The 23,751-nt window shown below is 36.6% G+C and carries 17 protein-coding genes and 1 tRNA gene; 15 read left to right on the top strand and 3 right to left on the bottom strand.

Annotated features, from left to right (window positions below):
- The first annotated feature begins 193 nt into the window (after positions 1 to 193).
- From ACHRV5_RS13080 to ACHRV5_RS13070, 3 genes are all read left to right on the top strand, one after another.
- Positions 194 to 1,720 (top strand): glycosyltransferase family 39 protein, encoded by a 1,527-nt coding sequence (locus ACHRV5_RS13080; RefSeq protein ID WP_395427041.1) that lies wholly within the window; start codon positions 194 to 196, stop codon positions 1,718 to 1,720.
- A 141-nt stretch (positions 1,721 to 1,861) separates the two neighbouring features.
- Positions 1,862 to 1,934, top strand: a tRNA-Met gene (locus tag ACHRV5_RS13075).
- Positions 1,935 to 2,686: 752 nt separating this feature from the next.
- Positions 2,687 to 3,427 carry a protein phosphatase 2C domain-containing protein gene (locus ACHRV5_RS13070; protein WP_395427040.1) on the top strand — a complete coding sequence of 247 codons (741 nt, stop codon included), beginning with the start codon at positions 2,687 to 2,689 and terminating at the stop codon, positions 3,425 to 3,427.
- 228 nt (positions 3,428 to 3,655) lie between these two features.
- On the opposite strand, the gene ACHRV5_RS13065 is transcribed toward ACHRV5_RS13070, so the two are convergent.
- From ACHRV5_RS13065 to ACHRV5_RS13055, 3 genes are all read right to left on the bottom strand, one after another.
- Positions 3,656 to 4,576 carry a serine hydrolase domain-containing protein gene (locus ACHRV5_RS13065; RefSeq protein ID WP_395427039.1) on the bottom strand — a complete coding sequence of 307 codons (921 nt, stop codon included), beginning with the start codon at positions 4,574 to 4,576 and terminating at the stop codon, positions 3,656 to 3,658.
- A 480-nt stretch (positions 4,577 to 5,056) separates the two neighbouring features.
- Positions 5,057 to 7,051: a hypothetical protein gene (locus ACHRV5_RS13060; RefSeq protein WP_230004681.1), complete on the bottom strand. Its 1,995-nt coding sequence runs from the start codon at positions 7,049 to 7,051 to the stop codon at positions 5,057 to 5,059.
- A 45-nt stretch (positions 7,052 to 7,096) separates the two neighbouring features.
- The gene (locus ACHRV5_RS13055; RefSeq protein WP_395427038.1) at positions 7,097 to 8,815 is read right to left on the bottom strand and encodes an alpha-keto acid decarboxylase family protein; all 1,719 of its coding nucleotides are present in this window, start codon (positions 8,813 to 8,815) and stop codon (positions 7,097 to 7,099) included.
- Between the two features lie 1,251 nt (positions 8,816 to 10,066).
- Between ACHRV5_RS13055 and ACHRV5_RS13050 the strand changes: the two genes are divergently transcribed.
- From ACHRV5_RS13050 to ACHRV5_RS12995, 12 genes are read left to right on the top strand one after another with little or no spacing between them, the layout of a single operon-like run.
- Positions 10,067 to 10,669: a DUF4255 domain-containing protein gene (locus tag ACHRV5_RS13050; protein WP_230004679.1), complete on the top strand. Its 603-nt coding sequence runs from the start codon at positions 10,067 to 10,069 to the stop codon at positions 10,667 to 10,669.
- Complete coding sequence (locus tag ACHRV5_RS13045) at positions 10,666 to 11,505, top strand: hypothetical protein (protein WP_395427037.1); 840 nt, start codon at positions 10,666 to 10,668, stop codon at positions 11,503 to 11,505. The genes ACHRV5_RS13050 and ACHRV5_RS13045 overlap by 4 nt, the downstream gene beginning before the upstream one ends.
- 19 nt (positions 11,506 to 11,524) lie before the next feature.
- Positions 11,525 to 13,621 (top strand): phage tail sheath C-terminal domain-containing protein, encoded by a 2,097-nt coding sequence (locus ACHRV5_RS13040; RefSeq protein ID WP_395427036.1) that lies wholly within the window; start codon positions 11,525 to 11,527, stop codon positions 13,619 to 13,621.
- Between the two features lie 29 nt (positions 13,622 to 13,650).
- On the top strand, positions 13,651 to 14,079 hold the full coding sequence (locus ACHRV5_RS13035) for a phage tail protein (RefSeq protein ID WP_047778578.1): 429 nt from the start codon (positions 13,651 to 13,653) through the stop codon (positions 14,077 to 14,079).
- 2 nt (positions 14,080 to 14,081) lie between these two features.
- A complete protein-coding gene (locus tag ACHRV5_RS13030) occupies positions 14,082 to 14,528 on the top strand; it encodes a phage tail protein (protein WP_047778577.1) in 447 nt (148 codons plus the stop codon).
- Between the two features lie 2 nt (positions 14,529 to 14,530).
- Positions 14,531 to 14,689, top strand: a complete 159-nt coding sequence (locus ACHRV5_RS13025) for a DUF5908 family protein (protein ID WP_165579391.1) — start codon at positions 14,531 to 14,533, stop codon at positions 14,687 to 14,689.
- Positions 14,690 to 14,691: 2 nt separating this feature from the next.
- On the top strand, positions 14,692 to 15,375 hold the full coding sequence (locus tag ACHRV5_RS13020; RefSeq protein ID WP_047778576.1) for a hypothetical protein: 684 nt from the start codon (positions 14,692 to 14,694) through the stop codon (positions 15,373 to 15,375).
- Positions 15,375 to 17,120, top strand: a complete 1,746-nt coding sequence (gene vgrG, locus ACHRV5_RS13015) for a type VI secretion system tip protein VgrG (RefSeq protein ID WP_230004676.1) — start codon at positions 15,375 to 15,377, stop codon at positions 17,118 to 17,120. Before ACHRV5_RS13020 ends, vgrG begins: the two co-directional genes overlap by 1 nt.
- A 4-nt stretch (positions 17,121 to 17,124) precedes the next feature.
- Positions 17,125 to 17,415, top strand: coding sequence for a PAAR domain-containing protein (locus tag ACHRV5_RS13010; RefSeq protein ID WP_047778574.1), 291 nt, complete (start codon positions 17,125 to 17,127; stop codon positions 17,413 to 17,415).
- Between the two features lie 2 nt (positions 17,416 to 17,417).
- Entirely contained in the window at positions 17,418 to 17,828 is a 411-nt protein-coding gene (locus ACHRV5_RS13005; RefSeq protein WP_047778573.1) for a GPW/gp25 family protein, read from the top strand.
- 11 nt (positions 17,829 to 17,839) lie between these two features.
- Entirely contained in the window at positions 17,840 to 21,013 is a 3,174-nt protein-coding gene (locus tag ACHRV5_RS13000; protein ID WP_395427035.1) for a baseplate J/gp47 family protein, read from the top strand.
- Positions 21,001 to 23,748, top strand: coding sequence for a hypothetical protein (locus tag ACHRV5_RS12995; RefSeq protein ID WP_395427034.1), 2,748 nt, complete (start codon positions 21,001 to 21,003; stop codon positions 23,746 to 23,748). The genes ACHRV5_RS13000 and ACHRV5_RS12995 overlap by 13 nt, the downstream gene beginning before the upstream one ends.
- The last annotated feature ends 3 nt before the right edge of the window (positions 23,749 to 23,751 follow it).

The following is a 23,751-nucleotide window of genomic DNA, read 5'->3' as shown; positions in this document are numbered from 1 at the left end:
TGGTTTCAAACATTCAAATAGAAAATGGTTTTTCTTTCCTTTTTTTTTAGCTATCCATAAACATAGTACAGGAAAGTTAATTTTCAATTTTTTATACATTAATAAAAATTTCAATTTCAAATTAAACTTAATATCTTAGCTAAGCCTTTTAAACACTGATTTAAAACCTCTTACCCAACAAACCAAATTTCCTATGACTAAAAAAACAATCATTTTAATTGGGTTTATCATTCTAAAATTTGCTTTACAGTTCGTTTTACTGAGTCCCGAGTATGATTTACAGCGTGACGAATATCTCCATCTCGATCAGGCACATCATTTGGCTTGGGGCTATTTATCGGTTCCGCCTGTCACTTCGTGGATTTCTTATATTATATTTTCACTCGGAAATGGCGTTTTCTGGATTAAGTTTTTTCCTGCTCTCTTTGGTGTTTTAACGCTAATCGTAGTCTGGAAAACTATAGAAGCTCTAAAAGGCAACCTTTATGCTTTGGTTCTAGGAGCAACCTGTATCGTATTTTCCTCCTTGCTGCGAATCAATATGTTGTACCAACCCAATTCTTTAGACGTATTGTGTTGGACCGCTTTTTATTATGTCATAATTCAATACATCACCACCGAAAACACAAAATGGTTTTATATTGCCGCTGTTGTATTTGCTTTTGGTTTTTTAAACAAATACAACATTCTCTTCCTGCTTATCGGCTTCTTGCCTGCTCTTTTGCTTTCCGGTCAAAGACGGATTCTGACAAAGAAAAAACTTTATTTTGCCCTAGTTCTTGGCTTGTTATTGATTCTGCCCAATCTTTTATGGCAATACAACAATCAGTTTCCTATTATCCACCATATGAAAGAATTAGCCGAAACACAATTGGTTAATGTAGATCGCATTGGTTTTTTGAAAGAACAATTATTGTTTTTTATCGGAGCTTTTCCAGTTATTCTTTTCGCTTTATATGCCCTGCTATTCCATAAACCTTTCTCGAAATACCAATTCTTTTTTACTACAATACTCTTCACATTACTCGTCTTTTTATATTTCAAAGCAAAAGCCTATTATGCCATTGGCCTCTATCCCATTTATATTGCTTTTGGCGCTGTTTTCCTTTCTGATATTCTGAAATCAGGTTGGAAACGTTACTTGCAACCTGTATTTATTCTGATCCCCCTGTTATTTTTTATACCGATGTACAATTTAGCTTTTCCAAATAAGAGTCCGGAATACATCGTAAAACATTCAGAAAAACGCAAAAAAATGGGGATGCTGCGTTGGGAAGATGGAAAAGATCATGCACTACCACAAGATTTTGCCGATATGTTAGGCTGGAAAGAACTTGCCCACAAAACCGATTCCGTGTATGCTACTTTAGCAAACCAGAAAGAAACGCTGGTCCTTTGTGATAATTATGGACAGGCCGGAGCTATTAATTACTACTCCAAAAAAGGAATCAAAGCGGTTTCGTTTAGTGCCGATTATGTTAATTGGTTTAATCTTGACATCCGGTATAAAAACCTCATCAGAGTGAAAGAATACAAAGAAGAGAACAACGAATTTAAAGAAACCAGTCCGTATTTTGAAACTTCTCAGATTGCGGGCGAAATCACCAATCTATATGCTCGTGAATATGGGACAACTATCTTTGTATTTACTGGCGCTAAAGTCAACATTAACAAAAGAATTGAACAGGAAATCAAAGAAGAGAAAGATTATAGTAAGTAAAACCCAAATAACTACCAAAAATCTACTCTTATAAACCACTAAAGGCTAGTAAATTATCAGATTCTATTAAATAAAAACAAAAAAAAAGCACTAATTCCTTTGCTAAACTGTATTTAGTGTGTATCTTTGCACCCGAAACAACGCGGGATAGAGCAGTAGGCAGCTCGTCGGGCTCATAACCCGAAGGTCACAGGTTCGAGTCCTGTTCCCGCTACTAAAGTAAAGCTTCAGAGAAATCTGATGCTTTTTTTTTGCTCATAACTAATAGGGGAAATTCCAATATTTTTAAATTCCAAATTCCAACCTTTTACAGGATCAAGACATATTGTTGTAGAGGAACAAATATCTTGTAGTTCTGTAATTCCGAGTCAAGTTGAAAAGTTGTGAAATAATTTTTAGAAATTTCTTTTGTTAGAAGTAGCAGATCATATACTTTTTGACCGAGCTTTTTAAGTACCTAATTTTCTAACTTCTCGCTTTGACGATCTCGCAAAGACTCCAAGTCGCTAAGTTTTTTTCCTATTTTTAAGATCACCTTTCTGTTTTCTACTTTCTCGCTTTGGGTTTCTAAAAATATTATAGAGTCTCAAAGTTTTTTCTGTTTTTTCATTAAAACTTTGCGATTTTGCGACTCTGCGAGATTTTACTTCCCACAACTTTCTGACTTGATCCCTTTTACAGACCCTTTTTCTATTCAACAATAGAAACTGTCAAAATAAAAAACTATTTAAAATCTGGAACTGGAAAATTTCTAAATTAGAATCCGTAGGGCTCAAAGTCGTCGCCGCGAACATAAGTTCAAGTCCTATTCTCACCGCTAAAGTAAAGTTTTAGAGAAATCTGGGACTTTTTTTCTTTTGGTCGTACTTATAGCAGAAATTCCAATATTTTTAAATTCCAAATTCCAACCTTTTACAAACCCAAAAATAGATTTTATTCATTTCTGTATAAAAAACTAGAAAAAAAATGAACATATATTCCACAATAAGAATCGGAGATTACCACCAAAATAACTGTGAAGACCATCTATATATAAATGAATATGGCAAAAATATGATTTTATGTGCTGTTATGGACGGCTGTACAACAGCATTGGAAAGTCACTTTGCATCTACCTTAGTTGGAAAGATATTAAAAAAAATCTGCATAGAAAAAGGCTATAAAGACTTTGTAGATCCTGAAAGTTTAGACGATATTGACGAAAGTTTAAAGTCAATTTTAAAGAATTTACTAGTCGAACTTAAAAATATAAAAAATGCATTAATGCTGGACACCAAAGAATTATTGACAACAATGCTAATAATGTTGATTAATAAAAAAAGTGAGGAAGGAGTCATTCTTGCTATCGGCGATGGATTTGCAATTGTAAACGGGAAAAAATACGAATTTGACCAAGACAATAAACCAGACTATTTAGGCTTTCACCTATCGGAAGATTTTGAAAAATTATATGATTCTCTGGAACAAAAAATAAAATTTAACAAAGTACATGACATATCTATTGCAACAGACGGAATATTTACCTTTGAAAAATTAAAACCTGCCAAATCAGAGGAAGTTATTGATACTATAGATTTTTTAACAATTGAAAACACAGATCAAGGTAAAGGTGAAATGCTTCATTTAAAACTAAAGAAATTAGAACATAACTATGGCTTAGTTCCTACTGATGATCTCTCTATCATTCGTATAATAAAAACAGAGTAATAAAATTTTGCGTAGTTTAAAAAAGATGATTAACAATATATTCGATAAAAGTAAAGCCTCAAAAGAAATCTGAGGCTTTTTTTGTTTATACACGTTTATGATTCTCTTTGCACGGATTGTAAATCTTCGCTAATGGAATCCAAATCCTTTTTCACTAAGAAAATACAATTATGTTTTTCCATAAAGGGCTCTTTTTTGGATTAGCTACATTTAAAAATATAAACCCTATCAATTCTTTTCAAGTAAAACTTGTATCGAAGTACTGATTTCCTCTAAAGTATTTTGTTTGTTATTTGATACTAAAATAATTGTTAATCCAGGATTACTGACTAACAGAGCTTGATAATTGAAAGCACTCCCATCATGTATATGGTTTATCACTTGGTTTTGTTGAATACTTCCTTCTCCAAGACCTGTTTGATTCCCAGTGGAAAAAGGTTTTAAAAGTTCAATTGTTGATTGGGGTGTGATTAGTTTAAATGAATTAATAGCTTCAGACCATTTGTAAAAATCTTCCAGATTTAATGCTGTCCAACCCGAGATATTATATTTAAGAACATCTTGTTTTCCGCTATTATTAAAAGACTTTGCAAAAAGTTTTTCTCCTTCACCAGGATCTACGACTCCATTTTTTATTCCGATTGGCGGAAATATCTTTTTTTGCACAAAAGAATTGAAAGACATTTTAGTGATTCTTTCTATGATTCTACGTTGTAAAAACACATTATTGTTATTATAATCATATTTTGTTCCCGGTTCAAAATCAAGGGATTTTGTCCTTTTTAATTCTTCCATGTTGTCAGAATCGTTATTGACTTCATTCCATTTTATTTGTGGAAGGCCACTTGTATATTGAAGCAAGTGAATGATTTTAATTTTGTTCGCCCAAGAAGGAAGTTCAGGAAGAAATTTTGATATCGTATCGTCAAGTTTTAACTTTCCTTGTTCTTTGAGCATCATAATTCCAACAGCATTAAATTCTTTTGCAATTGAACCTATATGAAAACGATATTTTTTATTTAATTGAATTGCTCCGCTTGCGTCAGCTTGTCCAAAAGCTTTTTCGTATATTGTTTTCCCGTTTTTAGCAATTAAAACGTTTCCGTTGAATTCTTTTGATTTATTTGCTTTCAGAAATAAACTGTCCAATTTTGTTTCTTTTTGTGCAGACTGACTATAACAATTAATACAAATTGTTAGAAAGATAATAAAAAGTAAAAACCTGTTTTTTTTAGTTAGATCCATAGTTTAAATTTCAATAAATATAAAGAATAATCCTTACTAAAAAACATTGGATTAATTTAGAACAAAAAAACAGTCTGCTAATGAAATGCTTCTACGCTATTTCTTTGTAAGTATTTAGAGCATTGCGGATTAAATGAGTTTACCCGAATGGCAGCATATTCAGCGAAAAAAAGTTGTTTTTTAACGAGTGGCTCCCAAAATATCGCTCATTCACAAACTCCCACCGCTATTTAAAATTCGTAATAATAAATAAAACCAGTAAAGTTTCCCTTACTGGTTTTTCATATGTAAAATTGGTTGCTTTATCTTTGAAAGAAGAAGGCTTTCTTTTTTTAATCTCCTTCAAAGTTTCGATAACACTTTCAACAATTTTGTCCGGGTAAATTATTCCGGACAAATAAAGGGATAGTGTACTTCACTTATAATTGGCTCGATACCGAAAAAGTCATTCAGAACAGACTCGGCTGTACAAAAAGCACCTTCTACCCAGGCTTGATCATTTGAATAGGTTTCGCCAACGATAAAAATATCACAATCGGTTTTTGGAATAAGCTGTGATGGCTTTCTGATCTTTCTTTGCACATCGCCCAAATCATAATGCGATTTGTAGGCATGATAACCTGCGTTAAAAGGAGGCAGCGACCAGTCCATGTATTTTGTTTCTAAAGGTTCCGGTACCGCAGAATAATCGGTTTGTGGACCAAAATGTAAGGATGCCAGCTGTGAGCGAAGCATTTTTACCATTACCGGTGTGGCTGTTCTTGGTCCTATAAGCGGTTGAAGGTCTCTGGACTCCGGAATTTCGCGTGTTGCTTTTGGCCCAAGTTCTAAAGCTTTCCAAAATGTTGTATATAGAATATCATCATAACTAGCCAAAATACCATATACTTTTTCTCCTTTTTCTTTTAAGGCATTATCCCCAAAATAGACCACTTGTCGGATCGGCATATCGGTAATACTTGGACCGATGGTATCTAACTCGGCTACTGCTGAGATTTGACCTTCCTGTTTATAGGTTAAACGCTCTTGAATGGCATTTTCTACCGCAGCTACAAAACTGGCTTTATCGTTAAACGGATTACCTATAATCTCGGGACTTTTAGCTTCTGCTATTTTTTTAAGGTATTCAGCAGGGAACTTCTCTTGTTTTAATTTTGCTATTCCTTCATCCGTTAAGAAGTAACTCGTTAGCTTAGCCGGATAAGTTGGGCCACCTTCCGGAGTTTCTCTCCACCATGGTGTTTTGAAAAACATCCCTACTTTGTACGAAGGCTCCATAATTACGGATTCTAAGTACAGCTGCACTTTTTCATGATTTAATACATCCAAACCTTCTTTGTCGATATATCTGCTGGCCTGAGCTACTAATTCTATCGCCGCTCTTGGCATAGCAAGAAACGCAGCATCACATATTTTACTTTCTGCAAGTTTATCCGGAGCCTTGCGTGTTGCTGTTGTAAAATGTGCTTTGGACTTATCGTGCAAAATAGAACGCAGTCTGGTATTTGGAAAATAACTCAGTGTAATTCCTTTCTTTTTAGCTAATTTTTCAACTTCATTAAATAAGGCATCAAATAAGCTGGAATATCCTTTTATTAAAGTTTTGTATTCTGTACCGGGTGTAAACTCATCATTGACATTAAACGACTGGGCACTATTACTGTTTACTACGTTTGAACTATAACCATTACCATCGGACAAATAACCGAAACCTTCTTGTCCAAGCATATCATAACCCAGATTCCAATAGCCAATTTCTTTTAGTAAATCTCCTTTTTTAAAGATCGAACTTTCCGGCATTTCGATATTGATTCTTCCTTCATCATAAAATTTGCACCATTCTCTTCGGGTTGTAGGCCCTGAATCTTGTGTAATCGCTACCGATTGTATCGTTGTAAATCCATCATCCGGTGGAGCATCTTCACCGTAATTGTTTGCCGCATAGGGAGCGGGCTGATTAGAACTAACAGCGGAGACATACATATTCTTAGCACGCAAAGACATTAAGGGATCAGCGGACTCATTAAAGGGAATTGAATCTTTCTTTAAGTCTAATTTTTCAATGGTTTTAGTAACTACACGATGCCCGGCTCCCATTGGAGTACCGTTCCAGTACGAATACCTCATACCGCCCAATTCCAGATACGAATTGTCTTTATTATCTTTATAATGCCAGGTACAAACACGTGCTCCCGGTGCTCTGGTCCCCGGATCTTTTTTAGAAAAATCGTATTCTCCCCAATCATAAAGTTCCAATACATCGCCTTTTTCAAGCATTTTTTCGTTTTTCTTAAGCTTGGAAGTTCCGTCCAGCAACCTCCAGGCTGTATAGAGCCCGGCTGCACCTGCTCCAAAAATAGAGTATGTTTTTTTTGTCATTGTCGTATGTTTTATAGTTGTTAATCGTTTGATTTGTAATTGTCTTTATTCCTCTCCCAGCCTTTTCATTTGTCGGGCGAGATCTTTTTCCGGAATTACGATTTCTACTAAACTCGGAAGATTTGTTTTCTTCTTAAGTTTAAGAAGCACTTCGTCTAATTCTGTAACCGTTTCAGCGCGGTAACTGTTTGCTCCAAATGCTTTAGCAAGTGCCTGATAATCCCATTTTGGAAGAATATCAAATGCATCAAACTTATGAGACGGCCCCGGTTTAAAGGCATCCATATCTACATATACCTGCTCTATCGCATACACTCCGTTGCTCATTACAAAAATTACAGAATTGATATTGTATCTCGCAAGAGTCGAAAGCGACTGTGCGATCATCATAAAACCACCATCACCCGCTACAGTCCAGGCTTGCTTACCACTCCCTAATTGAGCACCGGAAGCTGCACCGGTTTCAAAACCAATACACTGCCACGCAGCCGAGGAGATATAAGCGTTCTTAGACAAACCATAAATATTAGTCGCCACATACATAGACGTACTTACACCATAAGTCATCACAATTTTGTCGAGCATTTTCTGCTTTTCTAAAAAGGAAACGGTATGTTCAAAAAAGCGGTTAAAGGTTATTACCTCAGGTGTTGCATCATATTTCGGATCGGAGTTGGATCTCCACGGTTCCGGAAATTTTGGTTGAGGTGGTGCCACGACTTTTAAAGGATAAGCAGCAGCTAGTTTAAAACGTTCTGTTAAAGCTTCAATAAAGTCTTTTAAGGTTACGCCATTGTACGTAAAATAACCCACTCGCATTTCCTGCGTAGTAGCCTGAATCATGTCCGAAAATTTATTTTCTACCAACCATAAATAATCATCGGTAATGATTGTTCCTAAAGACAGTATACAATCAGATCCTTCAACAAGGCTAATCACTTCGGGTATCGAGGCCTGATCCGAATAAGTTCCTATAAATTTATCTCCTTTCTCATCCAGCACCGTTTTTCCCAGTGACGTTGTAGTGTACAACATCCCACTTTCTTTAATAAGTTTTTCTAACTGGTTGGTTAAATCATGTCGCAAGAGCTCTACACCGGCCAAAATTATAGGCTTTTTTGCCTGCGTAATTTGAGTCCAGGCTTGAGTAACCGCATTATCAAGTGCCGCTGGTTCACTCTTTATGATTTCGGCCTGTAGTTTTTTAGCCGGTGGTTTAGGACATGGTTCTCCCCACACCTCTTTATAACAGGCTATGTACACCGGACGTTGATACGTAAGTGCTGCAATAAGTAGTTTATCGATTTTTTCGGGAGCACCTACCGAAGTACTTAAAGTCTCGGCAGCAACCGTTACCCTTTCGTACACTTCCTGATCTGCGTTGAGGTTACCTGTTGAGTGGTGGTAAAGCACATTGTACATACTTCCTATTTGTCGGGCATCTGATCCGGGAGTGGCGCTAATTACAACAACGGGACTACGCTCTACATACGCGCCTGCAATCGCATTCAAGGCGCTAAAAGTACTAACCCCGTATTGCAAAGACACCGCACCTAAACCTCGGGTACGCGCGTAAGCATCTGCCGCATAGGAAGCGTCTAATTCGTTAGTAGTTCCGATGGTTTCGATTCCATTGAAATCTTCTAAGGCTTGTGTAAAATGTTTTACATAATCCCCCGGAATTTGAAAAACTTCGGTAACATTTAATTGTTTGAGTCTAGTGAGCAGATAATCTGCAACTGTAAATTCTTTCTTCGCTTTCATCTTTTTATATTCTAAATTAAAAGTTGTATTTGTCTGTCGGTTAAGGATTTCTTCGTTTTTCTTTTTTGAAGACCTCTCTATTTTTATATTTTACATTTTTATAAGAATCTGTAAACTATCAACCTCATCCGGCCCATTTTTTTTAACTGATCGCTAAAAAAACATATCCTGAAAATAAAGCTAACAGGACTTGTATTTCCTCATAAAAATACAAGGACACAAAAGTTTAAATTGAAAAATAGGTATGAGTACCGGATTCTTATCCGCAGGAAACCGAAATGGCAGTATAAAATCGTTTTTTACATTTTTAGAACATCCGCTTTTATTTAAACATGCCTGATCCCTCTATAAAATTCCTTTTATCACCTTTATTTAAAACAAAAAAGTATCCATTATTTGATTCTCAAATGTTTTAAAGGAATCAAATGTAGAAGAAATAGACTACATTACACTAAGTATAATTACCCGTTTTATATCTTAATTGTGCATTAAAAAAATTAAAACAGCAATACTATTTCCCGCCTGTAAAAAATAAAATGGTATTCGAATAATTTTATAAACTACTCCAAAAAAAGAAAGAGATACTTCCGGAACTAACAAAGGAGATCACTTCCCTTTATTTCTTTAAGTCTTACACGAAATAGCCCTAAAATTTTCTACAAATAACAAGTCCAATAATTTCAAGAATAACTACTGACTTAAAAATGAACACTTTATAGTTTTCATACTATAATTTTTTAAGGTTTGTAATAAAATACGACGGTTTTATTTTTGCAGAAATTAAAGCTGAAATTTGCAATTACAACTAATTACCTGATAATCAATATTTTATAAAAAATAAATTAAACGAAAAAAGGGTAAAAATACCCTTTTTTGATGCCCTTTCTTTTTTCTAACTTAGACATAACTATCAGCCATACAAACCATTACAATTTTAAAGTAAAATCTACACCCCCCTCTTTTACTTTTTAATCTACGCCTTGGAACTAATCCCTTTTAGTCAAATTTTATATAGTGTTAGTACAATTCGGATGTCATGAAAAAAGCAAAAAAACACTTATTTGATTCCTAAAATAAGGGAATAAATCAAAAACTGAATATCGATTATATCTAAAAAAGTAAGCTCAAAATGAGCATACAAATACTGCTTTTAAACAGTTAGAAATTAGGAATTATACCCTCGCAAAGTAGGTTTGTGTATAAGGCAATCAAATTAGTAATAAGTATAGAATATTTAAACTTTATCCCAAGATGATTTTTGAAGTTATTCAGATAATTACAGAACAAGTAAACAGCTATCTCGAAGAAATTGGGCTGGAGAAAACGATTGTGGCCGAAAATATCGCTTTTTTAGAGTCTCAAAACGAAACCATAGCGACAAATTTAGACGATAAAGTAGCGCTTACGTTAATTAATCTGGACGAGGAAGCTACTTTAAAAAATGTTCCCAATCACGCTATTGAAAATACTAAAACAATATACAAAAACAGTATTATCAATTTAAACCTGTACATACTTTTTAGTGCCAACAGAACGAAATACATCAACTCCCTTAATGACATTTCGAAAATCATTGCCTTTTTTCAAGGGAAAAAACTATTCACGCAAGCCAACACTATTTACAACAGAAATAATGTTGCCATGGCCAATATTGACAATTTCAGATTCACAGTAGAACTCTATACCCCCACTTTTGAGGAATTGAACTATATCTGGGGAACATTAGGCGGCAAACAGCTTCCATCGGCTTTATACAAAGTCAGCATGATACAAATTGAGCGCAATATTGCACAAGGAGAAGGAGAATTGATCAGCAGAATTAAAGGTGTAACAAAAACAAGCGAGCAATCATGAGTTTTAACCTTACATATGGATTGTTATTTGAAGTAACCGTTTTTCACAATTACTTTCTGAACAACGGCGAAGAAACTTTTGCGGCCATGTCGGGCGCTGACAAAGAAAAAATGCTGCAAAATTACAGCGCCGATGACTTTGTAACGATAACGCCAACTTTAGAAACCAATACAACGCTCAAAAATTACAAAATGGTATTCAAAAAAACCAAAACAGGTTTTAGAGTATACATTAAAGTCAAAGAAGCAGACGAATTGGATCCCTTTATACCAACTCCCGTTGATGTGAACTTAAACTTCTTAATAAGTACAAACGACTATCAATTTGAAAATTATACTGATTTAGACTTTGCCTTCGATCAAGTATTTTTATTCAGCAACGTCAGACCTGCGAGCGAGCCGGTCACTTTTGAATACCTTCCAAAAATAAGCGACAACAAGTTGATTTCAAATGCCTTTTTAGTATCTGAAGCAACCACTGTCGATTTAATAGCCACACTACACCCATCACAGAAACAAGATGTCTTCGGACTTGTTTCATTGACGCTGCAAGGCGACAATGCTCCTGATAATATTATTGACTTGGGCAAATTGAATAGCCCGCACTATAAAATTCATTTTGACAATCGAAAAACGCTTTGGAAATACATCAACCGCAAAGCAGCAACTGAAATTGAAACCAATGCTGCAAAACCACTGACTTACTCGGGTTTTGTTGAAATTGATCCTCTTACCGATTTTACGCCTCCGGAACCGGCCAGCAGCCATTATCCTAACCCATCCGTAAAATCAATAACAAAAAACAATGGTGATTACTATTCGGAAATATTTATCTAATAATTAAAAACAATCAATTATGGCAACAACTTACAAAACGCCTGGAGTATATGTTGAGGAAATCGTAAAGTTTCCTCCTTCCGTTGCCCAGGTAGAAACAGCGATTCCCGCTTTTATTGGTTATACTGAGAAAGCTACGAACAAGATTAATGGAGACTTGAAATTGAAACCGACAAGAATAACATCTCTCTTAGAATACGAACGCTTTTTCGGCTTTGCAAAACCAGAAACAACCATTAGTGTTACCATTAATGATGTTTCAACTGATACTGGCGACACAAGATCTATTATTGTGGATCAACCGACTTCAAAACAACCTTTCTTGATGTACTATTCCTTACAACTGTTTTTTGCAAATGGTGGTGGTCCTTGTTACATTGTATCGGTAGGTCGTTACGGAAATGATTTGGATGATGCAGACAGTCCTGTTATAGCAATCAACAATAGCGTAGCGTTGAACAATGGATTATTAGAATTAGAAAAAATTGACGAACCCACATTAATCTTGTTTCCGGACGCCACAAAAGTATCCGCAATAACAATCACTGATTTCTACGGATTGTACAACAATGCCTTAGCGCAATGCCAAAATCTTCAGGACCGATTTACTTTAATTGATACCTTGAATTATGATGAAACAAGTCCAACAGATACTAATATAGATGATTTAAGAAATAAAATCAGTTCTGAAAAAGATACTATTAAGTACGGAGCCGTTTATTATCCACACTTAGAAACCATATTGGACTATGCTTTTGATACTACCAAAATAATATTAAAACATTACTCTTATACGGCAAAAGCTTATGATAAAATCGCTGCAGCACTTGTAGCTATTGAAAGTCCTGTTACCGGAATTGCGGCAACGGTAAACAAACTGGTTAACGAACCTGTTGTGGGAAACATTGCGGGCCAAATAAGTAACATGTTTTTACAGATGTACAATAATGGTCCGAACGATTTTAACCTGGCAGTAAGTTTTACCAGTGACGCTACCAAAAAAACAACGTTTTTGAACAACCTGAATATTTTACTTGCAACCTTAGAAGAATTATCCCTTTTGAGAGATGCATTAAACGACGAAGCAAACGCGGCAATTAGTACAATATCAGACGAAGATATGGTTATTGCAGGTACAATTTCAAGTACTTTGACAGCCTTTAACTTGCTTTTTACGGCGAACAATAAAATCGATTCTGTATATAAAAACTTAAAAACATTAAAGAAAAAAATACAGACTGAGAACGCAACAGCTAAACTGCTAAAAATTGTTCAAACAGATACCGTAAGTTTTGATACCGAATTAAAAAAACTGGTAAACTATACTCCTTTAACTACTCAAGTAGCCATTACAGGGCTTACAAGTAGTTTTACAGGTTTTACCGTGGCCTTACCTGCGCTTATAAATGCCATTAAATCCGTTAGTGGAAAAGATTTAAATAATGGTGAATTAAACGGAAGGAAATTAAGCACTCTAGAAAGCATTGACAACGCTACTTACAACAAAATTCTAACAGAGATTTACAACCTGCCAATCACACTTCCGCCAAGTTCTGCTATAGCCGGAATTTACGCCAGAGTAGATAAAGACAGAGGGGTTTGGAAAGCACCTGCAAATGTTAGTTTGAATTATGTTATAAGACCTACTGTTAAAATCACCAACACCATTCAGGACAATCTAAATGTTGATACAGTTGCCGGTAAATCCATCAACGCCATCAGAAGTTTTACTGGAAAAGGAACCTTGGTTTGGGGATCAAGAACCTTGGCAGGTAACGATAACGAATGGCGTTATGTTCCGGTACGTCGCTTCTTTAATATGGCCGAAGAATCCATCAAAAAAGCATCCGAACAATTTGTATTTGAACCTAATGATGCCAATACCTGGATCAGAGTGAGAGCCATGATCGAGAATTTCTTAATTCTTCAATGGCGCGCCGGAGCATTGGCCGGAGCAAAACCTGAACAAGCCTTTTATGTTAGAATCGGACTGGGACAAACCATGTCGGCTATTGACATTCTGGAAGGCCGAATGATTATCGAAATCGGAATGGCAGTAGTACGTCCGGCAGAATTTATCATTCTACGTTTCTCTCACAAAATGCAGGAATCTTAATTAATATCAACATTAAAAATATATAGATCATGAGTTATCCGCTACCAAAGTTTCATTTCTCAGTTGACTGGGGTGGAACAAAAATAGGATTTACAGAAGTTTCCGGATTAGATGTAGAAACTGAAGTTATCGAATACCGCCAAGGAGCAAGTCCTGAATACAGTAAGATCAAGATGCCCGGCATGCAAAAATTCTCCAACATCACATTGAAACGAGGAACCTTTGCAAGCGACAATGAGTATTACGCCTGGTGGAACACGGTAAAACTAAACACCATAGAAAGAAGAGATATCACGATCAAATTACTGAACGAAGAGCACGCACCTGTGCTGATCTGGAAAGTAAAAAATGCGTGGCCAACAAAAATTCAATCCACCGATTTAAAAGCTGACGGAAACGAAGTCGCTATCGAATCTATGGAATTGGTGCACGAAGGTTTATCCATTCAAAATGACTAATCATGGCTAACTATTATCCACCTGTCGGTTTTCACTTCTTAGTTGAATTTGAAGGTCTTGGTTCGAAAGAAAAAGACCATCAGTTTCAATCTGTTTCCGGCTTGTCTGTTGACATTGAAACCGAGGAGATTGCCGAAGGTGGAGAAAATAGATTCAAGCACAAACTCCCTGTAAAGACAAAATATCCAAACCTGACTTTAAAGAGAGGAATACTGATTGATTCTGTTGTTATTGATTGGTGCAGAGATGCTATAGAAAACTTTTCTTTCAAACCCGTAAACCTGACCATCAAATTGCTGAATCAAGAACATCAGCCTTTGATTTCGTGGAACGTGGTTCATGCCTATCCTGTAAAATGGTCGGTGGAAGATTTTAATGCCGAAGAAAGTAAGCTTGTAGTGGAAAACTTTGAGCTTACCTACAATTATTTCACCTTACTTAAAAGCTAGTTATGCCCATAGAAATAAAAGAGCTTCACATTAAAATAAACGTGAACGAAGGATCAAAACCGGCAACTTCTCCCAGTACTCCAAAAAGTACCGATGAAGATGCGGTAGCCGAATGCGTAGAACAAGTACTGAAAATCATCGAACGTAAAAAAGAACGCTAGTCATGTTAGGAGAATTAGAAAAACTAAAAGTCGTTGCCTATAGTGACCCGGAATTTAACAACAAAATTTCCGACGGTACCTTTTCTACGCTCATGAATCCGGAAAAGTACACGTATCACTATAAAATCGAAACCGATAAAACACAGGCATCAGGAACGAGTACCATCGCTCCAAAGTTCAATAAAAAATTGCCTGAAAACCTCGAACTCGATTTTGTTTTTGACCGATCCGGCGTAATCAACGGCTACGAAAGTTCCGACGATGGCATCATTGATGACATTGAGAAATTTAAAAAAGTGGTTTTAAATTACAACGGAGACAAACACAAACCCAATTACCTGATTATTTCGTGGGGAACATTGCTCTTTAAAGGAGCTTTGACTGAAATGGATGTAGAATTCAAACTCTTTAAACCCGACGGAACACCCATCAGAGCAATTGCAAAAGTGAAATTTCAAGGTTTTGTTGAAGACAATTTAAGAGCCGCAAGAGAAAATAATAAGTCACCCGATTTAACGCATTACAGAACGGTAAAAGAAGGTGATACATTACCCTTGATGTCTTTTCAGATCTACGGCGATTCTAAGTATTATCTCGAAGTCGCCAAAGCCAATAACATTGTCAATTTTAGAAAATTAAAAACAGGGCAAAAACTATTTTTTCCACCCTTACAAAAACAATCTTAATGAACAATAGCGGAGTCATACAAACCAGTAAAAGTGCCGATTTAGTAACACTTAAAATTTTAATTGAAGGCGAAGAATTATCTAAAACCTATCAAGTAAAAAGTATAGTGGTGCAAAATGAAGTCAATCGGATTCCTATGGCTCAAATTGTTCTGGTAGACGGAGAAGCTTCTGAAAGAGAATTCAAATTGAGCAATGAAGACCTATTGATTCCGGGCAAAAAAATTGAAATTCATGCCGGTTATCACAGTGATGAAGAAACCATTTACAAAGGAATCATCATCAAACATTCCATTAAAATAAAAAGCAGTGCTTCTTTACTTATTATCGAATGCAAAGATGAAGCGGTAAAACTCACTATTGGAAGAAAAAGCAAATACTTTTATGAGGTAAAAGACAGCGAAGCATTTGAAAGCATTATTGATCTTTACGGGCTGGAAAAAGACGTTGAAGCGACTAATTTCAGTCATAAAGAACTCGTTCAATACAATACCTCCGACTGGGATTTTATTGTTTCGAGAGCACAAGCCAATGGCAAACTTTGTTTTGTTGAGAACGGAAAAATTACCATCAGCAAACCTAATGTAACAGCTTCGTCTGTTGAAACGATCACTTTTGGAGCTACTATACTTGATTTTGATGCCGAAATCGATGCCCGAAATCAATTTGCCAAAGTGTCCTCCTACAGTTGGGATTATACCAATCAGGAATTAGTTGAAATTGAAGCCAATGACCCAAGCGTAAGTTTGAACGGCAATCTTTCGGCTTCCGATCTATCTGAAATTATCAAGCTTGAAAACCTTGAATTACGTCACGGCGGTACCATTACCGAAGTAGAACTTCAGGATTGGGCCGATGCTAAATTATTGTTTCAACAATTATCTAAAATCCGTGGAAGAGTTAAATTTCAAGGCATTCCTGCCGTAAAACCGAATACCATAATTACGCTGGAAGGTGTTGGAGATCGCTTTAACGGTGATGCCTATGTCACAGGTGTTTTTCATGAATTGTCAGAAGGAAACTGGACAATCGATGCCCAATTCGGATTAAATCCGGAGTGGTTTTCTGAAACGTTCGACATTCATACGCCAACCGGCTCAGGAATCATTCCCGCCATAAAAGGACTGCATGTTGGAATTGTCACCCAATTAGAGAGTGATCCCAATGGTGAAGATCGCATTTTGGTAAAAATCCCCATCATCAATAACGAAGAACAAGGCATTTGGTGCCGGGTAGCTTCACCGGATGCGGGGGAAAACAGAGGTGTTTTTTTCAGACCTGAAATAGAAGACGAAGTCATTATTGGATTTGTCAACGAAGACCCGAACAATGCCATCGTATTAGGAATGCTTCACAGCAGCGGAAAACCCGCTCCAATTGTAGCTTCCGATGACAACCACCAAAAAGGAATTGTAACCCGAAGCGAAATGAAGGTTTTATTTGACGATGAAAAAAAATCCATCGGAATTGAAACTCCTGCCGGCAAAAAGATCACACTCGATGAAGACAAGGGCGTGATTATAATTGAAGATGAAAATTCAAACGTAATCACCATTGACAGTAAAGGAATAAAAATGGAAAGTGCCGGAAACATTGAGTTAATCGCCACCGGCGATGTAACGATTGAAGGCGCAAATGTTTCCTTAAAAGCAAAAGCACAATACAAAGCAGAAGGAAGCGCAGGTGCCGAAATGTCATCGAGCGCCGTTGCGATTGTAAAAGGAAGTATCGTACAAATAAATTAAAATTATGGGAGCACCAGCCGCCAGAATTTCAGATATGCATGTTTGCCCAATGGTTACCGCAACGGTTCCTCATGTGGGTGGTCCGATTTTACCTCCGGGTTCACCAACCGTATTAATTGGTGGAGTTCCGGCAGCATGTGTAGGCGACATGGCCACTTGTACGGGACCACCGGACAGTATCGTTGCAGGCTCTGCAACGGTTTTAATTGGAGGCAAACCCGCCGCACGAATGGGGGATTCAACCGCACATGGCGGCACAATAGTAGCCGGATTAGCAACGGTTTTAATTGGTTAATTATGGAAACGGAACAAGATTTTTTAGGTATTGGATGGAGTTTCCCTCCTGAATTTAATGCAGGCAGCAAAACAGTCACCATGCTCACTGATGAAAACGACATCAAAAGCAGCCTGGAGATTTTGCTTTCAACCAAAATTGGCGAACGCATCATGCAACCCAAATACGGCTGTAATATGGATGAGTTGCTGTTTAATCCATTGAACCAAACCTTAAAAACGTTTGTTTCTGAATTAATTAGAACAGCCATCCTCTATCACGAACCAAGAATTGACGTTGAAAAAATTGACATTACAAAAGGCGACGATTTGAATGGCGAATTATTGGTACTAATTGATTTTATAGTACGCGCCACCAATTCGAGAATAAATATGGTGTATCCATTTTACAAACAAGAAGGAACCGATTTATAAATTGTTAGAAGATGAGTAATTGTACCAATATAGTGAGTGTTTTGACTTCGAATGGCAGCGACCAAAAGCAGCGCTATATCAACGCGTTGCAGCCTGAAAACATTCGTCTTAACGATTTCGAACTGACCGACTGGGTTTTATTTGCTTATAATTTTTCTGAGTATGTAAATTATTTCGAAACGGCTAATCCCAAAACCCCTTCAGGTGATTGGAAACCTTTTTTCGACTTTTTTAAATTAACGGGAAAAAATCCATCCATAGAAAATCAATTGTTACTGGATCGGATTAAAAAAGAACTCGTTGATCTGATTACGGAACAAAAACAAGAGTTTGCCATTACCCCGCATTTGACTTTGTTTATTACTTTTTTGATGTTGTTGGAAAACAGCAAAAAAAGATACAACAACCTCACCAAACGCCATCTTGATTTTTATTACAATCAAGTTTTACATATTGACAAACTTCCTGCGACACCGGACAAGGTGTATCTTGTTTTTGAATTAGCCAAAAATGCGGTTCAGGAAAAAATTGACGCCAAAACAGGCTTCGACGGTGGCAAAGATGCAATCGGAAAAACCAGAACTTATTCTTCAAACAACGAATTGATTGCCAATAAAACGGTTGTTTCTTCATTGAAAAACATTTATAACGATGTCCTTTCCAAAAAAATAGTAGCCAGTCCGGTTGCTAATTCTTATGATGGTTTAGGAAAAGCATTTCCCGATAAAAACAACACCCAATGGTGGCCTTTTGGTTATGTGAAAGACGACAGTTTCCCAACAGAATTACCTGATGTTACGCTGGGGTTTGCCGTTGCCTCTCCTATTTTTTCATTAGCCGAAGGAAAACGAACCGTACAGATCAGCTTTACCTTTCAAAACAACATCACTAATGTCACTTCTGCTGCCCTGAGAGCTTGTTTAAGCCTGCAGTTAACCACCGCCAAAAAATGGTTTGAAGTGGCTGAAATTTCAGAGATAGCTCCCATAAAAGTTGGGGAACCTTTCAATACTTCCGTTAACGGAAAAATCATGAAAATTGCTTTTGTGCTCGATGAAAATGCAGACGCCATTACGGGTTATAACCCCAAAGTACACGGCGAAGAATTTGCTACGGATTTGCCTCTTGCAAAATTCTATCTCGATACAACAGAAGCCGGTGGCTATGATCTTTACAAATCATTAGCCCAAAACAAATTAGAAACTATCACGATAAACATAGATGTACAAAACATTCAGAACGCGGTTTTAGAAAATGATATGGGTACTATCAATGCGGTAAAACCCTTTTTCCCTTTCTCAACACAACCTGTTATCGGTTCGAATTTTTACATCAAATACGACGAGGCTTTTACAAAAAACTGGAATGCAATCAACACTGAAATTTTTTGGAAAAATACACCTGAAAACTTTAAAGATCATTATAAAGGATATAAAAAAAGCAACTACAAAGTGATTAACCGTGTCAATTTTGCCACAAACGATGCTATTGCAGCCCCAACAGGAGATGTCGTTGACATTGTAGCAGATAAGAATTATTTTAAATACAGCCTTTCCGTTTTAACCAATAACATTTGGAAAAATAACGGATTAGATGCAGTTTTATTTAATGAAATTACACCCATTAGAACCACCTTCACGTTTAACAATGCAAGTTACATTACCGAGAAAAACGGGCAATTAAAATTGACCTTAACGAATTCTTTTTTGCATGACTTATATGCAAAAACCTATGCGCTGGCCATTTCCAATGACATCAAAACGGTCGGAATTCCAAATGCGCCTTACACCCCAATGGTGGAGCGTTTTGTTCTGAATTATACGGCTTCAGAGACCACTCGTTTTATCGCCTCGGGAACACAAACCATTGAACAGGTTTATACCACAAACAAAGCCAAATTATTTCATATACATCCTTTCGGACATGCAGAAGAACATTCTTATCTAAAATCAACTTTAGATTATGTAGAAAACAAAAACTCGTATTTGCTTCCTACCTATTGCAAAGGTGGGGAATTGTTTATTGGTCTCGAAAACGTACAGGAATTACAGCAAATCACCTTGCTTTTTCAGGTATTGGAAGGAAGCGAGAATACCTTAACCCCCTCCTTCACCGCAAAACAGAAAATAGAATGGTCTGTTTTGGGTAATAATGAATGGCGTACGCTTAACTATTCTGATATTTTACTGAATGAAACCGATAACTTATTGCAATCGGGCATCCTGAAATTCAGTTTACCCAAAGAAGCCACTCAAAACAACACCAGACTTCCTAAAAATTATATCTGGCTCAAAGCCAAAATGCATAAAAAATACGATGTCGTTTGTAAAATGATCGGCATTCATTCGCAAGCGGTTTTGGCTACTTTTCAAAACAATTCCAATGAACTTTCGCATCTCAAAACCGGATTAGAAGCCGAAACTATTTCCAAACTAATCCAGAGATTGAGTAATGTAAAATCGGTAACACAACCGTACAACAGTTTTGATCACAAACCCGAAGAATCTAACGAAGAGTATTACAGAAGAATAAGCGAACGCCTTCGACACAAAAACAGAGCGATTACCATGTGGGATTACGAGCATATCGTACTGCAAAAATTTCCGGAATTGTATAAGGTAAAATGCCTGAATCATACTTCTGAAAATTCTTATCAATCGCCCGGCAATGTGACTTTGGTTGTGATTCCGGACACGGTAAACAAAAACGTATTCGATATTTATCAACCTCGAGTAAGTACGGCGACCCTTAACAAGGTCAAAAAACATATCGATCAATTGAATTCGCTGCACGTAACTACTTTTGTCATTAATCCAAATTATGAAGAAGTTAAGGTTGATTTAAAAGTAAAATTCAAACCCGGTTTTGATGAGAATTTCTACTCACAACAACTCAATACCGATATAATCAAATTTTTATCACCCTGGGCACTCGACAAAAATAGTCCGATCACATTTGGAGTCAGTATTCACTCCAGTTTGCTCATTAATTACATCGAAAAGTTAGGTTATGTTGATTATCTGCAAGATGTAAAACTATTAAAGAATGGCGCCCTGTCAGATAAAGTCGCGGTTCCATCCAATCCGAAATCGATTTTAGTTTCAGCAAAAAGTCATTTCATCAGCACCGACATCAAACAATGTACTGTTAACACCATAGAAAACAAAGAAGAATGTCAACTGTAAACCAACATATCAGCATCCCGAAAAACGTCAGTTCCAATGATGACATGAGTTTTGACTTCCTTCGAAAAAAGGGAATCGAGTACATTGAATCGTTAGGAAGCCAATTTTGGACCGACTACAATACGCATGATCCCGGAATTACGATTCTGGAAGTGCTTTGTTATGCGATTACCGATTTGGGTATGAGAATCAATTTGCCGATCGAAGATTTGTTAAGCAATAATTCCACCCCAATCGACGAACAATTTTTTACCGCTGCCGAAATTTTGCCAACACAAGCAGTTACAGCTCTTGATTACCGCAAAATTATAATTGATATTGAACCCGCAAAAATCAAAAATTGCTGGCTTCAAAAAACGACCAAAAAGTTATTTATCAATTGTAAAAAGGGAAAGATTTCGCTCAAAAAAGAAGACTTCGCAGACACCCTACCTACTTTTATTAAAGAATCTGAAATCAAAGGATACTACAACATACTGGTTGATTTTGAAGAAAGTACGGTTGCCGAGAAAAAGCTGCTTAAAGCTAAAATAATCGAAAAATTTCACGAGAACAGAAACCTTTGCGAAGATGTTTTAGAAGTACGTGAAGTAGAAATTCAGCCTATAGCGGTTTGTGCTTTAATTGAAATTATTCCCGAAGCCAATGAAGAATATGTTCATGCCGCAATTACTTTAGAACTCGAAAAATACTTATCGCCAACCATCAGATATTATTCGTTAGCCGAAATGTTTGAGAAAGGTTATTCAAGTGATGAAATCTATGAGGGCCCTTTTCTGAATAACGGATTTATTGATACCACAGAATTAGAAAACTCGTCTTTAAAAACAGAAGTACGCCTTTCAGACATTATGCAAATCATCATGAATGTAGAAGGTGTGGCGGTAATTAAAGACATCTCATTGAATAATTGTGATGCCATAGAAGCAGAAGGAAGTGTTTGGAACATCTGCATTCCGACCAATAAAAAACCAAGTCTTTGTTCTAAAAGCACGCTGAACTTCAGCAAAGGAGTTTTACCTGTTACAGTCAACAAAGTAAAAGCCAAAAAGTACTTAGACGAATTAAAAGAAGACCTTGCCTATTCCCAACAAAAAGCAGCTAAAAACAGGGAACTGAAAATACCGCAAGGCCGAATTGTAGAATCTGATTTTTATACCAGTGTTACCAATAACTTTCCTGAAAATTACGGTATTGGCGAAATTGGTCTGTCAGAATCTGCCAGTGCGGAACGAAAAGCCAAAGCCAAACAGCTTAAAGGATATCTGCTGTTTTTTGATCAGATTCTGGCCAGTTATTTCAAACATTTGAGTAACATCAAAGAATTGCTTTCTATCAGCAACAATCTGCCAAATACCTATTTTACGCAGCCCATTTCGGATATGACGGGTTTTAACGAAATCGTAAACAATACCTATCTGAATTCAAGCGAAGAAAAACTGGACGAATTGTTATTTGGTCATCTGGACGATGCTGTGCAAAGACAAAATGAAATAAAAGACCATCTTATTGCACGATTTGCAGAACGATTTGCAGAATATGCCTTTTTAATGAAATCACTATACGGTGCTGCTTCTGATGAAATTGTACTGCAAAACAAAGCTGATTTTCTAATCAATTACAACACCATAAGCAGTCAACGAGGAAGCGGGTTTAATTACTTCAATCAGCCTGTGTCTAATTTGTGGAATACGTTTAATGTAACAGGATTGGAAAACCGAATTGCAGGTTTGTTAGGAATTAAAGGCGATCAAAATCCGTATACAAGCAAAAGAGGAATCAAAAGAAAAAACATTTCTAATTTATTTGTTCAAATCTATGATCCGAGTCCGGCTGTGCTTCCGAATCTTTTTAGATGGAGAATCAGAAACAGTGCGACCAACATACTGCTAACGGCAACCGAAGATTATCCGAATCAATCGACTGCTATTAAGGAAATGTATCTTGCCATCCTGAAAATCTACGAAACCACTGAAAAAGAAATCGAGCACGCATTTGATGCTCTTATAAAAGACCGAGACAACGGAATTCCTTTTAAAGATACCGTAATGAACACTTTTGAAGTGATTGAATCCAATACACATAAATATTCGTTTCACATCATCAATCCGGAATTTGTCAACGATCTCAACAATCCGGATCGAATCATAGCCCGTCAGTACAAATTGCATCTGACTTTAGAGGATGTAAAAGAAGCGATGCTGGATTTACTGACTTTCTTTAAAGAAGAATTCAGCGATGAGGGCATTTTTCTGGTAGAACATATACTGCTGGTTCCCGACCCCGACAAAGTAATTGACGAAAGTTATTATATGCCCATTTGCATAGAGGATTGTTCGGAGGATTGCTGTGTACCCAATCCGTATTCGTTTAAAATCAGTGTGGTTTTACCCGGTTATACCTATCGTTTTGCAGATGTTGACTTTAGGAATTTTGCCGAAAACGTAATCCGGCAAGAAATTCCGTCCCACATTTTGGGTAAAATCTGCTGGATCGGATATCGAAAAGACCATATCACCCCAAAAAACAATGACTTGATGGATTTTGAAGAGGATTTCAAAAAATTCCTGACCGATAAAACGCAAAACAAACAAGATGCTTTGCCGGACTTCATCAAAACATTATCAAATTTAAATTCTATTTATCCAACAGGCACCTTGTACAATTGTGTCGACGAAGAGGAAGAGATTTCAGGAAAAATAGTTTTAGGAAGAACAAATTTAGGAACATTATAAAAA

The sequence above is a fragment of the Flavobacterium sp. FlaQc-52 genome, from assembly GCF_044007495.1.
Taxonomy (GTDB): Bacteria; Bacteroidota; Bacteroidia; order Flavobacteriales; family Flavobacteriaceae; genus Flavobacterium; species Flavobacterium cupriresistens.
This window is presented reverse-complemented; position numbering and strand designations above follow the sequence as displayed.